This is a genomic window from Micromonospora sp. DT41 (genome assembly GCF_049841715.1).
Lineage (GTDB): Bacteria > Actinomycetota > Actinomycetes > Mycobacteriales > Micromonosporaceae > Micromonospora > Micromonospora profundi.
In genome coordinates this window covers 240,622-254,887 of sequence record NZ_JBNCKU010000001.1, presented here as the reverse complement: position 1 = coordinate 254,887, position 14,266 = coordinate 240,622, and the positions used below count along the sequence as shown (strand labels likewise).

The 14,266-nt window shown below is 71.4% G+C and carries 11 protein-coding genes; 6 read left to right on the top strand and 5 right to left on the bottom strand.

Annotated features, from left to right (window positions below):
• Nucleotides 1–5: 5 nt before the first annotated feature.
• The 4 genes from mtrB to hpf all read left to right on the top strand — a co-directional run bounded on the left by mtrB (nt 6) and on the right by hpf (nt 5,176).
• Nucleotides 6–1,757, top strand: a complete 1,752-nt coding sequence (gene mtrB / locus ACLQ23_RS01115; RefSeq protein WP_425734738.1) for an MtrAB system histidine kinase MtrB — start codon at nt 6–8, stop codon at nt 1,755–1,757.
• 38 nt (nt 1,758–1,795) lie between these two features.
• Nucleotides 1,796–3,574 carry an LpqB family beta-propeller domain-containing protein gene (locus ACLQ23_RS01110; protein WP_355597375.1) on the top strand — a complete coding sequence of 593 codons (1,779 nt, stop codon included), beginning with the start codon at nt 1,796–1,798 and terminating at the stop codon, nt 3,572–3,574.
• A 4-nt stretch (nt 3,575–3,578) separates the two neighbouring features.
• Nucleotides 3,579–4,283 (top strand): ComF family protein, encoded by a 705-nt coding sequence (locus ACLQ23_RS01105; protein WP_355597359.1) that lies wholly within the window; start codon nt 3,579–3,581, stop codon nt 4,281–4,283.
• Between the two features lie 248 nt (nt 4,284–4,531).
• Nucleotides 4,532–5,176, top strand: coding sequence for a ribosome hibernation-promoting factor, HPF/YfiA family (hpf, locus tag ACLQ23_RS01100; protein WP_355597361.1), 645 nt, complete (start codon nt 4,532–4,534; stop codon nt 5,174–5,176).
• Nucleotides 5,177–5,234: 58 nt separating this feature from the next.
• On the opposite strand, the gene ACLQ23_RS01095 is transcribed toward hpf, so the two are convergent.
• Together ACLQ23_RS01095 and ACLQ23_RS01090 are read right to left on the bottom strand one after the other, a co-directional pair.
• On the bottom strand, nt 5,235–6,347 hold the full coding sequence (locus ACLQ23_RS01095; protein ID WP_355597363.1) for a GNAT family N-acetyltransferase: 1,113 nt from the start codon (nt 6,345–6,347) through the stop codon (nt 5,235–5,237).
• A complete protein-coding gene (locus ACLQ23_RS01090; protein ID WP_355597365.1) occupies nt 6,344–7,498 on the bottom strand; it encodes a GNAT family N-acetyltransferase in 1,155 nt (384 codons plus the stop codon). The genes ACLQ23_RS01095 and ACLQ23_RS01090 overlap by 4 nt, the downstream gene beginning before the upstream one ends.
• Nucleotides 7,499–7,666: 168 nt before the next feature.
• On the opposite strand from ACLQ23_RS01090, the gene secA reads away from it, so the two are divergent.
• Nucleotides 7,667–10,594: a preprotein translocase subunit SecA gene (gene secA, locus ACLQ23_RS01085; protein ID WP_355597367.1), complete on the top strand. Its 2,928-nt coding sequence runs from the start codon at nt 7,667–7,669 to the stop codon at nt 10,592–10,594.
• A 704-nt stretch (nt 10,595–11,298) separates the two neighbouring features.
• Here the strand turns inward: secA and ACLQ23_RS01080 are convergent.
• Nucleotides 11,299–11,874 carry an Rv3235 family protein gene (locus ACLQ23_RS01080; protein WP_355629168.1) on the bottom strand — a complete coding sequence of 192 codons (576 nt, stop codon included), beginning with the start codon at nt 11,872–11,874 and terminating at the stop codon, nt 11,299–11,301.
• A 100-nt stretch (nt 11,875–11,974) separates the two neighbouring features.
• Complete coding sequence (locus ACLQ23_RS01075) at nt 11,975–12,205, bottom strand: helix-turn-helix transcriptional regulator (RefSeq protein ID WP_355592477.1); 231 nt, start codon at nt 12,203–12,205, stop codon at nt 11,975–11,977.
• 213 nt (nt 12,206–12,418) lie between these two features.
• Between ACLQ23_RS01075 and ACLQ23_RS01070 the strand changes: the two genes are divergently transcribed.
• Complete coding sequence (locus ACLQ23_RS01070; RefSeq protein ID WP_355592457.1) at nt 12,419–12,928, top strand: DUF6912 family protein; 510 nt, start codon at nt 12,419–12,421, stop codon at nt 12,926–12,928.
• Nucleotides 12,929–13,025: 97 nt separating this feature from the next.
• On the opposite strand, the gene ACLQ23_RS01065 is transcribed toward ACLQ23_RS01070, so the two are convergent.
• On the bottom strand, nt 13,026–14,141 hold the full coding sequence (locus ACLQ23_RS01065; protein WP_355592455.1) for a hypothetical protein: 1,116 nt from the start codon (nt 14,139–14,141) through the stop codon (nt 13,026–13,028).
• Nucleotides 14,142–14,266 lie beyond the last annotated feature (125 nt).

The window sequence follows — 14,266 nt, the reverse complement described above, 5'->3', positions numbered from 1 at the left end:
ACACTGTGTCGACCTCCCCGCCCCCGCAGACCACGGATTCCCCCCGGCCCCACGCTGGCCGGGTCCTGTGGCATGAGTTGAGTGGCCGGGTCGGCCGGTTGGCGGCCCGGGTGCACCAGACCTGGCGCCGCTCACTCCAGGTGCGGGTGGTGACCATCACGCTCGTCGCGTCCAGCCTGCTGGTCGGCGGTTTCGCGTACCTGATCGCTGACAAGATCACCACGATCCTGCTCGACAACGCCCGCACCGACGTCCGGCAGCGGGTGAACAGTGGCGCCAGCTATGCCGCCAGGCAGGTCTCCCTCTATGGCCAGCCCCAGGAGGCGCAGCTCCAGGAGACGATCGACAACACCGTCAACTACCTGGCCGGCGGCGACCCACAGCAGACCAGCGGGGTGGTGGTGGCCATCACCGCCGCCGACTACCCGACAATCATCCAGACCCGCACCGCGCCGGCGGCGAACGTCCAGCCGCTGATCAGCGACGAGTTGCGGGCCGCGGTCGCCAGCGGCCAGGTGGCAAGCCAGATCCGCACCGGGCGGCTCACCGGCGAACCGACCAAATACCTTGTGTACGGCTCGCCGGTGCCGACCCGCTTCGGCCAGATCGAGCTCTACTACCTCGTGCCGCTGACCCGGCAGGACGCCACCGCTGCCGACGCGCGAGCCACAGTCGTCGGCACCGGCATCGCCCTGGTGGTCCTGCTCGGGCTGCTCGCCGCGCTCGTCACCCGGCTGGTGGTCAACCCGGTCCGGGTCGCCGCGCGTACCGCCCAGCGGCTCTCCGCAGGCCTGCTCGACCAGCGGATGGTGGTCAACGGCGAGGACGACCTCGCCCTGCTCGCCGCCTCGTTCAACCAGATGGCGACAAACCTGCAACGGCAGATCCTGCGCCTGGAGGAGATGTCGCGATTGCAGCGCCGGTTCACCTCCGACGTGTCGCACGAGCTGCGTACCCCGTTGACCACGGTCCGGATGGCCGCCGACCTGATTTTCGCCGAGCGCGACGAGTTCGACCCGGCGGTGGCCCGCAGCGCCGAGCTGCTCCAGGCCGAGCTGGACCGCTTCGAGGAGCTGCTCACCGACCTGCTGGAGATCAGCCGGTTCGACGCGGGTTTCGCCATGCTGGACGCCGAACCCACCGACCTGGTGCCTGTGGTGCACCGGGTGGTCGATCGGCTGGCCGGTCTGGCCGAGCGGGTGGGCGTACCCATCGAGCTGGATCTGCCGGGCACCCCGGTGATCGCCGAGGTCGACCCGCGCCGCGTCGAGCGGGTGTTGCGCAACCTGGTCGGCAATGCCGTCGAGCACGGTGAGGCCCGGCCGGTGCTGATCACCCTGGGCATCGACGACACCGCAGTGGCGATCACCGTACGTGATCATGGGGTGGGGCTGAAGCTGGGCGAGGAGAAGCTGGTGTTCAACCGGTTCTGGCGGGCGGACCCGTCCCGGGCCCGGCAGACCGGAGGCACCGGGCTGGGCCTGTCGATCAGCCTGGAGGACGCCCGCCTGCACGGCGGTTGGCTGGAGGCGTGGGGCGCGCCCGGGCAGGGCGCCCAGTTCCGGCTCACGCTGCCGGCCCGTGCCGGTGACCGGCTGACGACTTCACCGCTGCGCCTGGTGCCCGCCGACGCGGCATTGCCGTTCGGTGGTCCTCGCGACGGCGGTCCGCTGGCCATCGAGGCCGGCACGGGCGGAGTGCTGACTGTCGGCCCGGTGCCTGCTGGGGACGAGCAGCCGGCTGAGGTGCGGTCGTGAGGGTCCGGCCGCTGCTCGGCGCGTTCAGCGCGGCGCTGATGCTCAGCGCCGGGTGCGGCATCCCGACGGAGTCCGACGTGCGGGTGGACGGCAAGGCTGGCACCGCGACCGAGGCCGGGTCGGTGAACGGTCGGCGCAGCGAGCCGCCCTCGCGTACGGCGAGCGGCAGCGACAACGAGGCGTTCGTGCGTAACTTCCTGTCCGCTGCCGCGGGCGAGCCGGACCGGGCCTACGAACGTGTCACGCAGTTTCTCGCCCCCGAGCACAAGTCCCGCCTCCAGGTGAAGAAGGGCAGCGAGGTCGCGCTGACAGTGGTCCGGCTGGGGGAGTCGGTCTTCACCCTCAACAGCGACTCGACCACCACCGTCAAGATCGCCGTGCAGCAGATCGGCGTACTCCGGACCAACGGCACCCTGGCGCCGCCGGTGGCGACCGAGACGGAGTACGAGTTCCGGCTGCGCAGCGCGGCGCTCGGCGGCACCGACAGTGACGAGCGCGCCGGCCTGTACGTCCTGGATCCGCCGAACGTCCTGCTGCTCAGCGACGTGGCGCTCCAGCAGTACTACCAGGACGAGTCGATCTACTTCTGGAGTTCCGACCGCACCCGGCTGGTGCCCGACCAGCGCTACCTGCCACTGGCGGTGCCCGACGAGCGCCGGGTCAACGAGGTGGTGAAGTGGCTGGTCGGCGGCCCGTCGGAATGGCTGCGCCAGGGCGTCGTCGGGCTGCCCGACGGCACCGAATTGATCAACAATGCCACCGGCGCGAACGGCCGCTGGGAGGTCAACCTGGACATGTCCGGTGACGACCAGAACCGGGTCGACCAACTGATCACCCAGCTCGCCTGGTCGCTTGGCGACCTGCCGGGCGAGTTGGAGTTGAAGATCCGTAACAACTCCCAGCCCGTGCAGAACCTGAGCGACCGCCGGATCGCCCAGCCGCTCTACCCGGTGACGGAGGGCCCGCAGCGGTTCGGCGTCTACGAGGGCGCCATCCGTCCGCTCGACTTCGTCGGCGAACTCAGCGGCCAGGTCCCGTTGGCGGGCGGGGTCAATCGCAACGTCGTCTCCGCAGGCCTCGCCCGGGCCGCCAACAACCGGATCCTCGCCGCGATGGTGGTGACAGGCGGCAAGGACCGGCAGCGGCTCGCGGTGGGCGCCGGCGCCGTGCCGGTGGAGATCGTCAACCGCAGCGCCACGGAGTACGCCTCGATCAGCCGCCCGGTCTGGCTGCGCACTGTCGACTCCCGCTCCGCGCAGGGCCTTGTGGTGGCCGACGGCCGCCTCTACCGCTTCGACGAGGCCGCCCGAATGTTCGAGGTGCCGCTCAACCTGCCCTCGGCCGGGGTGACCGCCGTGGCCGCCGCGCTGGACGGGCAGCGGATCGCGTTGATCGCCGAGGGTCGGCTCTATGTGGCGGCGGTCAACCTGGACGGTGCGGGCAGCAGCGTGTCCATCGGTCCGCCTCGGGCGCTGGTGACCTCGCTGAGCGGCCTGACGGCGGTGGACTGGATCGGGGAGGATCGGCTGGTGGTGGCCGGGTCGGCGGGCCAGCCGGCGATCTACGAGATCAGCGTGGACGGCGCCGTGCAGACCCCGCTGCGTACCGACGTTGGCGCCAAGGTCACCCACCTGGCGGCGTACCCCACGAACCGCAGTGTGCGCGTGCCCAGCGGGGCGTACATGTACGAGGCGAACAAGGTGGCCTACCGCAGCAGCCCGTTCGAGCGGATCGAGCCCGACCGTGTGCGCGACATCGTCGCGCCGCCGGCCGGCGTACGCCCGAGCAACCCGTCCGCCCCGTTCTTCCTCTACTGACGCCGTGCGCGGGCTCTGGGCGGACCTCGCCGACCTGGTCCTGCCCGCCGACTGCGCGGGTTGCCGGGAGCGCCACCCGGGAATGCGGCACGGGGTCTGCCCCGCCTGCGTGACGGCTCTGGCCGCCCTGCGCCCCCGGTCGGTGCGGCCGACTCCCGCCCCGCCCGGCCTGCCGCCCTGCGCAGCCCTCGGCCCGTACGCCGGCCCGCTGCGCGAGGCTTTGCTGGCGTACAAGGAACACGGCCGGCACGGGCTGGCCCGCCCGCTCGGCGCGCTACTCGCCGAGGTGGTCGCGGCTGCGGTCGGCGAGGTCCGGCCGATTGCGCTGGTGCCGGTTCCGGACACCGCGGCGGCGGCCCGGGCCCGCTTTGGCGACCACCTGGACCGGTTGGCCCGGCACTGCGCGGCGCGGCTGAGTCACTGTGGCTGGCCGGTACGGGTGCACCGGCCGCTGCGCGCGATGCCCCGGCCCGACTCGGTGACGCTTGACAGCGCGGGCCGGGCGGCGGCGGCCGAGGCGGCGTTCCGTCCCCGGGCCGGGGTGGCGCGCGGCGGCATGCCTGGCGACGTACCCGTCGTGGTGTTGCTCGACGACATCGTCACCACAGGTGTCACCCTCGCCGCGGCGGCCCGGGTGTTGGCGACGGCCGGGTGGGCGCCCACTGTCGCCGCGGTGCTCGCCGCGACCGAGAAAAGACACCATTTGTAACCGACAGTGTTTCCGTTTCACCTGTTGGTGTATGGGCTGCGGAAATTCCTTGGTGGTGTTGGCAACATGGGGTGACTGCCGGGCAAACAAGAGTTAGCGTTTCGTTGTCGGGGGTAGGAAGGTCGGTCCATCCCGCCCCCGGCGGTGAGAGGAGGCGTAGCCGTATTGACCGGTCGACGCCAGCGGGTCTCCCCACGGCGTGCGACCGGGAAACCGGATCGAAGACGGCCGAAATCAAGGGAGGTCGCATGGACATCGTGGTCAAGGGCCGCAACGTCGAAGTGCCGGACCATTACCGGGTGCACGTAGCCGAGAAACTCGCAAAGGTCGAACGCTACGACCATAAACTTATTCGCATCGATGTCGAGCTGTTCCACGAGCGCAATCCGCGCCAGGCCGACCACTGCCAGCGGGTGGAGATCACCTGCGTTTCGCGAGGCCCGGTGATCCGGGCCGAGGCCTGCACGAACGACTTCTACAGCGCGCTCGACGCCGCCATCGCGAAGCTCGACACCCGCCTGCGCCGCGCGGCCGACCGCCGCCGCGTACACCGGGGTCGGCACGCGCCGATCTCTGTCGCCGCCGCCACCGCAGGCCTGCCGGTCGCGGACCTGGTGGCCGCCCCGCTGAGCGCGCCGGGTGACGGTGCCCGTGCCGGCACCGCCGTCGTCGAGCGGGTCGAGGAGGAGCACGACGACCAGCAGCCGTGGCACATCGCCCGGGAGAAGGTGCACCCGGCGGAGCCGATGACTATCGACGACGCGCTGTTCGAGATGGAACTTGTCGGCCACGACTTCTACCTGTTCCAGGACAAGGAATCCGGCCGCCCCAGCGTCGTCTACCGACGGCACGCCTACGACTACGGCATCATCTCCCTCGCCACCGACCAGTAACCAGCAATGATCATGGAGTTGTGGTGGGCGTGTTTCCCCACCACAACTCCATGATCAGTCAGCGCAGCTCGTCCGGCAGCAGCGCGCAGGTCAGGTCGTCCAGACGGGTGCCGGCCAGTCCGGGCAGACGACCCCGTTGCAGTGCCTCGCGCTGGAACCCGACCCGCTCCAACACCCGGTGCGAGGCGGTGTTCTCCGGCACCGTGCCGGCGGTCAGCCGCGCCATGCCGGCCCGCCCGAACGCCCAACCGGCGAGCAGCCGCACCGCCCGCGTGGCGTACCCCCGGCCACGCCAGCCCGGCAGCAGCGCGTAGCCGATCGACCCCTCACCGCTGCCCACGTCCGAATACGACAGCCCGCAACTGCCCGCCGGCTCCCCGGTGGCCACGTCGGTGATCAGCAGCCGGGCGATGTCGCCGGTCAGCCAGGCGCTCTCCGCCGTCGCGCAGCGCCGCTCGATCGACTCCCGCGCCGGCGGCACCGGCGGCGCCTGGTTCGCCACCACCTCCGGCCGGCTGTGCAGCCGGTACATCAGCTCCGCGTCGTCCGGCCCGAGCCGGCGCAGCGCCACCACCTGATCGGTGAGCACACCGTCGGGCAGGTCGGGCAGCAGGCGGGCAGTCGGGCCGGGCGGGTCCTCGGCGAGGCGTACCCATGCCAGCAGGTCGTGCCGACCGCCGTCCCGGGACCGGCCGGCGGACCGACGCAGGCCCTCGTACCGGTAGCCGGCGGCCAGCGCGACCCGCTGGCTGGGCGCATTCTCCGGCTCGGTCAGCAGTTCCAGCCGGATCGCTCCGGCGGCGAACGCGTGCTCGCTCAACGCGCGGGTGGCGGCAGTGGCCACCCCGCGCCCGCGCGCCGACGGCCGTACCCAGTAGCCGATCTCGACCTGGCCACGGTCGGGCACCGGATAGTTCAGGCCGACCCCGCCGAGCAGCCGGTCGGTGGCCGGGTCCGCGATGGCGTACGCGGTGCCGCCACCGGTCCAGGCCGCGGGCGCGCCCGCCTCGATCCACCAACGGGCGTCGACCTCGGTGTACGGCGCCGGCAGGCTCGTGACGAACCGCTGGCTGAGCGGGTCCGCGCAGCCGTCGACCACGTCCGCGATGTCGTCGGCCCGGAACTGCCGCAGCCGCAGCCCGTACGCCTCGACGACCTTCTCTCCTGTCACGCCAGGTCCTCGGCGAGCAGCGCGCCCACCCAGGCGTCGACCCGTTCACCCCGGTGCGACACTCCGCCACGGGCGATCCCCTCGAACCCGAAGCCCGCCTTCTCGGCGGCCCGGCGGGAGGCGTTGTTGCCCACGTTCGCCTTCCACTCGATCCGCGCCAGGCCCAGCGTGGTGAACCCCCAGGCGCTGAGCGCGAGCAGCGCGGCCGGCAGGTAACCCCGGCCACGGGCCGCCGGGGCGGTCATGAAGCCCACGTCGGCGAGCAGCGGATCAGCGGGGGAGAGGCGAAGGTCGAGCGAGCCGACGTACCTGTCGTCGGGGTCGGCGATGACGAAACAGGCGGCGTCCCCCCGAGCCCAGGCGGCCTGGCCGAAACCTTGATAGCCCTGTGCGTCGGCGCGCTGGTACGGGTCCGGGACCGTGGTCCAGCGAATGGTCTCCGGGTCCCGGCAGGTGAGCACCACGGCGTCCAGGTCCTGCTCCTCCATCGGCCGCAGCCGCAGCTCACCGGCCCCGGCCGTGGCGAAGAGGGTCGGCTGCGGGCGGCCGAACACGGCGGCCCGGCGGGCGACAAGGGTGCCGGGGCCGGCCGGTCCGGTGGACCCCGGCTCGGGCACCTCGCCGGGCAGCAGCGTGCCGATCCAGCCCTCCGGGCCGCCGCCGTCCGATGCCGACCCGGCCAGCCGCAGCCGGCCGTCGATCCGGAATCCGGCGCGGAGCGCGACAAGCCGGGAGGCGTGGTTGCCCACCTCGGCCTGCCAGATCAGCCGGCGCAGGCCGAGCGTCCCGAACGACCAGCGGGCCAGCGCCCGGGTGGCACGGACCATCACGTTCCGCCCGCGCGCCCAGGGTGCCGTCCAGTAGCCGACCTCGCCGGTGCCGTTGCCGTCGATGGAGATCAGCCCGCAGGAGCCGAGCAGTTCCCCGCTGGTCGGGTCGCAGACCGCGAACGGCGCCCCGGTGCCCTCCGCCCAGGCCCGTCCGCTGAGTTCCGTGACGAAGCTGCGCGCGTGCTCCCGCCGGTACGGCCGCGGCACAGTGGTCCAGCGCTGGATGTCGCGGTCCTGGCATGCGCGGTGCACCGCGTCGGCGTCCGCCTCCTGCCAGGGCCGCAGCAGCAACCCGTCCTCGATGATCTTCCGATCGCTCACTCGTGCATCGTGCCGGAACGTTCGCCGACGGCGTAACCGGATATCGTCCTGGCCGCACCTCGTGCGCGAGTTATGTCGGGTTCGGCGGGATGGACCGCCGCCACCAGTGACCATTGCGCCCGGGGAGCGCCTACGATGGTTCGAGACCGTCTAGGGGAGCGTTGATCCGTGTCGATTCTGGAAAAGGTCCTTCGCGCAGGCGAGGGCCGTATGGTGCGCCGGCTCAAGGCCATCGCCGCCGCCGTCAACTCGATCGAGGACGACTACGTCAACCTCACCGACGAGGAACTGGCCGGCATGACCGAACAGTTCCGGGAACGGCTGGCCGACGGCGAGACCCTCGACGACCTCCTGCCGGAGGCGTTCGCGGTGGCCCGCGAGGCGTCTGCCCGCGTGCTCGGCCAGCGACCGTACGACGTCCAGGTCATGGGCGGCGCGGCGCTGCACTTCGGCAACATCGCCGAGATGAAGACCGGTGAGGGCAAGACGCTGACCTCGGTCATGGCCGTCTACCTCAACGCGCTCTCCGGCGACGGCGTGCACGTGGTCACCGTCAACGACTACCTCGCCCAGCGCGACGCCGCCTGGATGGGTCGGGTGCACGAGTTCCTCGGCCTGACCGTCGGCGTGGTGCTTCCCAACCGTCCGGCCAGCGAGCACCGGGCCGCGTACGAGTGCGACATCACGTACGGCACCAACAACGAGTTCGGCTTCGACTACCTGCGCGACAACATGGCCTGGTCGCACGACGAGCTGGTCCAGCGCGGGCACAACTTCGCGGTGGTCGACGAGGTCGACTCGATCCTCATCGACGAGGCGCGTACCCCGCTGATCATCTCCGGCCCCGCCGAGCACTCGGCCCGCTGGTACGGCGAGTTCGCCGGAGTGGTGGCCCGGCTCCAGCCCGGCACCGACGGCGAGGGCGACTACGAGGTCGACTACTCCAAGCGCACCATCGCGGTGACCGAGCGCGGTGTCGCCAAGGTGGAGGACCGCCTCGGCATCGACAACCTGTACGAGTCGGTGAACACCCCGCTGGTCGGCTACCTCAACAACGCCATCAAGGCCAAGGAGCTCTACAAGCGCGACAAGGACTACATCGTCAACGACGGTGAGGTCCTGATCGTCGACGAGTTCACAGGTCGCATCCTGCACGGCCGTCGCTACAACGAGGGCATGCACCAGGCGATCGAGGCCAAGGAGGGGGTGGAGATCAAGCAGGAGAACCAGACCCTGGCCACCATCACCCTCCAGAACTACTTCCGCCTCTACAACAAGCTGTCCGGCATGACCGGTACGGCGCAGACCGAGGCCGGCGAGTTCAACAAGGTCTACAAGGTCGGCGTCGTGAGCATCCCGACCCACCGCCCGATGGTCCGTGAGGACCGGCCGGACGTCATCTACAAGACCGAAAAGGCCAAGTTCAACGCCGTCATCGAGGACATCGCCGAGCGGCACCAGATGGGCCAGCCCGTGCTCGTCGGCACCGTCTCGGTGGAAAACTCCGAGATCCTCTCCCAGTTGCTGCGCCGCCGGGGCATCCCGCACAACGTGCTCAACGCCAAGTTCCACGCCCGCGAGGCCGAGATCGTCGCCCAGGCCGGGCGTAAGGGCGCGGTCACAGTCGCCACAAACATGGCCGGTCGTGGCACCGACATCCTGCTCGGCGGCAACCCCGAGTTCCTCGCGGCCAACGAGCTGCGTCAGCGTGGCCTCGACCCGCTGGAGAACGAGGAGGAGTACGCCAAGGCGATGGAGGAGGTCCTTCCCACGTGGAAGCAGGCCTGCGACGCCGAGGCGGAGGAGGTCGCCGCCGCCGGTGGCCTCTACGTGCTGGGCACCGAGCGGCACGAGTCCCGACGGATCGACAACCAGCTGCGTGGTCGCGCCGGCCGGCAGGGTGACCCGGGCGAGTCCCGCTTCTACCTGTCGCTCCAGGACGAGCTGATGCGACGCTTCCGGGCCGGCGCTGTCGAGGCGGTGATGGAGCGCTTCAACATCCCCGAGGACGTGCCCATCGAGTCCAAGATGGTCACCCGCCAGATCAAGAGCGCCCAGGCCCAGATCGAGGGTCAGAACGCCGAGATCCGCAAGAACGTTCTCAAGTACGACGAGGTGCTCAACAAGCAGCGCCAGGTCGTCTACGCCGAGCGGCTGCGGGTGCTCAACGGCGAAGACCTGTCCGAGCAGGTCCGCAGCATGATCGACGAAACCGTCGAGGCGTACGTGCGCGGTGCCACCTCCGAGGGCTACGGCGAGGATTGGGACCTCGAGCAGCTCTGGTCCAGCCTCAAGCAGCTCTACCCCGTCGGCGTGACCATCGAGGAGATGGAGGAGGAGGCCGGCGGTTCCCGCTCCGGCATGGACGCCGACTTCCTGATCGCCCGACTCAAGGACGACGCGCACGCCGCGTACGACCGCCGCGAGGAGCAGCTCGGCGCCGAGGGGACGCGTCAGCTCGAGCGGATGGTCCTGCTCCAGGTGATCGACCGAAAGTGGCGCGAGCACCTGTACGAGATGGACTACCTGCAGGAGGGCATCAGCCTTCGGGCGTACGCCCAGCGTGACCCGGTGGTGGAGTACCAGCGCGAGGGCTTCGACATGTTCGCCACCATGATGGATGGCATCAAGGAGGAGACCGTCGGCTTCCTCTACAACATGGAAGTCCAGGTCGCCGAACCCGAGACCACCGAGGAGACCGAAGAGGTCAAGCTGCTCGACAAGCCGGTGGAGATCCGGGCCAAGGGCCTCGACCGGGCGCCACGGCGACAGGGCCTGCAATACTCCGCCCCGACCATCGACGGCGACGCCAGCCCCGGTGCGGTCGCCGTCGAGCAGGAAAGCCAGCAGGCGCCTGCCCTCGGCGTGGGCCGCCCGGCGCAGGGTGCCCCGGCGGCACCGGGCCGTACCGCCCCGTCCGCCCCACAGCGGCCGGGCTCCGGGCTGCGTGGGCCTGCGGTCCCGTCAGCCGGCGCCCGCCGGTCCGCCGCGAACCAGGCCGAGGCGAGCAACGGCCCGTCCCGCAACGCGCCGTGCCCCTGCGGCTCGGGCCGCAAGTACAAGCGCTGCCACGGCGCCCCCAACGGCGGCAACTGACCGAAAGCAAGCCCGACGGGCCCCAGCCACCAAGGCCGGGGCCCGTCGGCGTGCGTGCGCTGGTCGCGTGCGTGGGCGGATCGGCGTGCGTGCGCTGGTCGCGTGCGTGGGCGGATCGGCGGGCGTGGGCTGGTCGGCGTGTGCCCAGGCCGAGCCTCGCGCTGCGCCCGCCTCGCGCTGCGCCCGCCTCGCGCTGCGCCCTACGTCCGCGCCCTGCGTCCGCGCCGCGCCTCGCCCTCCGCGCCCGCGCTGCGCCTCCGCTCCCGCCCTGTGCCCAAGATCATCACGGCTTCCTTGAAATCGGGGTGTCCGCCTTTGGGTGATACCCCGATTTCAAGGAAGCCGAGTGGATCACACGCCCCAGTTCGGTGTCAGGGCCGGGCTGCCCTGTCGCCGCGAGGCATTTGACCCGGAAGGAGTATTTCGCTCTTTGTTGGTCGGGTGGGTTGTGCCGCAGCCCCTCATTGGTGGGCGGCATCGCAGGGGTGCGGCCTTCGCCGGAGGCGGGCGCCCAGTACGCGCACGCTCTTGGGTGCGCAGCCCTCGTGGGTGGGTGGCGTCGTAGGGTGCGGCCTTCGGCCGGGGCTGGCCCTCGCCAGTACACGCCTCTTCCGGGGGCGCGTACTCGTACCGGTGGGCGCGTCCGTGTCGGTGTCCACCTCTGTCTGGTGTGGCCCTTGCGGCCGCGCACCTGCGAGGCGCTGTCAGAGGACGTGGAGGGCAGTGCAGAGCCAGCGGCCCCGGCGGTGTTCCAGCCGCAGGGCGATAGCCCAGCTCTGACCACCCACGCCGGTGAGGACGGCGGCCCCCTCGACGGCGCCTTCCCGGGGCTCGCAGACGCGTACGCGGAGCAGGCGCACTGCCGCCCGTGCTGCCCGGCGGCGGTTCGACCCGGCCCGGTTGGTGGCGCGGGCCAGTTCGGTGAGCAGGTCACTTGCCTGACTGGGGTCGAGCAGTGGGCGTAGCTGTGCCGGCGACCGGTAGCCGTTGACCACCTCCAGGCAGGTGCCGACGAAGCGGTGCGCGGCCCGGGTCGCCTCGGGGGCTGTTGCGGGTGGCAGCGGGGCACCCGGATGGGTGTCGGGTCGGGTGGGCACCCGGCGCAGGGCCGTGCGACGCTCCGCCGGCCGGACCGGGTCCGGCCGGTTCGCGGCGAACAGATCGAGGGCGAGTTGGCCGTGGGTGGGCCAGTAGGCCTCGTCCGGGTACGGCGGGTCGATCGGCGGGACGGGACGCAGCCGCACTGGTGGTCGGGAGGAACCGGGTCGCCGCTCGGTCATGGCTGCTCCCTTGATCTTGCGTTTGCCTACGTTTGCCTCCGACAAGCTCGATTCTGAGCGATTGAACGGCCCCGGTCAATGGCGCGTTGAAGCAAAATGGCTACTCCGGGTCGCGGTCGACGAGGGGGTTGCCGCGTACCCAGTCGGCGGTTTCGGCGTACTTCTGGGCGATGTACTCCTCCAGCCGGGCGCGCTCGACCCGCCACTGCCCGCGTCCGCCGATCTTGATTGCCGGCAGTTCCCCGCTGCGAACCATGTGGTAGACCTGCGAGTCCGACACGTTCAGCTCGGCGGCCACGTCGGACAGCAGCAGGAACCTCGGCTCCACAATCACTCCCGGTCTTGATGTCGTTTGCCTCAGTTTGCCATCGACAGGCTCTGCCGCCCAGCACTGACCGGCCAATGAGGTGTGCCATCCTCCGGCGGACACACCGTCGGGAAACTTCCACCGACCGCGGGCGAGGTGTATGACGATCACGGCGTGCGGCATGATCTGCGCCCGTGCCGGCAGCCGCCGGTGGAGGATCGAGCAGGGAGACGACCGGTGACCGACGAGCTTGTCCGGGTGTACGTGCCGGCGACCGTACCGATGCTGGCCCGCCTGCGCGAGCAGGGGCTGACCACCGACCGGGCGCACGCCGTGACTCCGGCGCTGCGCGAGTGGTACGCGGAGGGCGACGAGGAGGAACTGGAGTACGTCGCGTTCACCAGGGCCGCCCAGGACGCGCTGCACCTGCTCCGGGCCGACCCGGCCGCGCCACGCCGCCGGGTGGTCGTCTCGGTCGACCTGCCCCCGGCAGTGATCGGACGGGGTGACGGTGAGCTGGGTTCCAGCACTGTGACGCTGGCTGACACCGTGCCGGTGGGCGCTGTCGCGGCGCTCCACGTGGACGGCGCGGACGCCGTCGCGGAGGTCGCCGCGGCGGCCGACGTGGTGGCCGAGGCCGACGCTGGCGACCCGGACGCGCAGTTCACCGTCGACGGGGCCGAGGACCACGAGCTGGAGTGGTACGACGTGACGGAGTTGGATCTGCTGCTCCGCGCCACGGACTGAACCAGGCATCCGGCGCCTGAAGCGCCGTGTCCGGCGGGCCGAGCGAGCCGGCCGGAAGCAGCCAGTGGGCCGCTTGGGCCGGGACCGTATTGGTCGGTCAGCGGGCCGGATCGACCCTCGCCGGGTCGGCGTCGGCACTGTCCGCGTCGACCTCGTCCGGATCGGTCGGCTCAGCCCGGTCGGTCTGGTCCGTCCCGGCGGCGGGAGTGGCCGCAGGAGTGGCGGCAGGACCGGTGGGGGCATCCGGCTCGTCGTCGGGGGTCGGACCGAGCGTGCGGCCGAACGCGATGAGCGCGGTAAGCGCCCCGACGAACAGCACCCAGATGCCGTTGTCCACCCGCGAGGTGCCCAGCGAGGTCTGAGCCACGGCGTCCGCCTCGCTGAGCGCGCTTGCCAGGTCCAGAAGTGACCTGCCGCCGATCCGGATGATCGCCTCGGCGAGCAGCAGGAGCAGCCCCGGCCCGGCGCCGGCGAGCAGGTACGCGGGCCAGCGCAGCGCTGCCGTGCCCGGGTCGCGGCGCAGGGCACGCCGTCGCGCCCAGGTGAGGTAGCCGAAGGCGAGCAGCCCGGCGAGCAGCCCGGCCAGGAGCGATTCGGTGCGCGACACCCACTTGGCGGCGTCCACCAGTGACTGCTGGGTGTCACCCGCGCCGAAGAGGTTGAACAGAGGGTCCCGGGCGCGGCTGAACGCGACCACGAAGATCAGCGTGCCCAGTGCGGCGGTCACCACCGCTCCGACCGCCGGGGCCGTACGCGCGCCGGCGACCGCGCCACCGATGATCGCGGCGGCTGCGGTGGTGCCGGCGATCACGTTTGTGGTCGAGGTGTCGAAGTAGGTGAGGTTGATGGCCAGCGCGGCGGACAGCCCGACCACCATTCCGGCGCCGATCGCGCCGACGAACCGCAGGGTGATCGAGTCGCCGTACCGCCGGGACAGCAGGTTGCCGAAGGCCAGGGCCGTGGCGGCCCCGGCCACCAGCGCGGCCGAGATCACGCCGGGCAGGGCGAACGCGGAGAGGCTGATCGCGGTGATGCCCGCCGCGGACGAGGTGATGGCCTCCCGCGTCGACCAGAGCATCGCGGCGAGCCAGCCGAGCGCCACCAGCGCGAGCACCGCCGCACCCGGCGCGGGCGCCAGACGGCCGTCGGGGGTGGCGTCGACCGCCGGCTGGTCCGACTCCGCGGTTGGGGCGCGGCCGGGCTGCTTGGTCATCGTCTCCCCTTCGAGGCGGCAGGTCACCGCCATTCAGGGTACGCGGGCCCAGCGCAGTGCCCGTCGACCCCGGGACGGGCCCAGCGGGTACGACTGGCCCGGCCGCTCCGGAGCTCCGTCTGGCG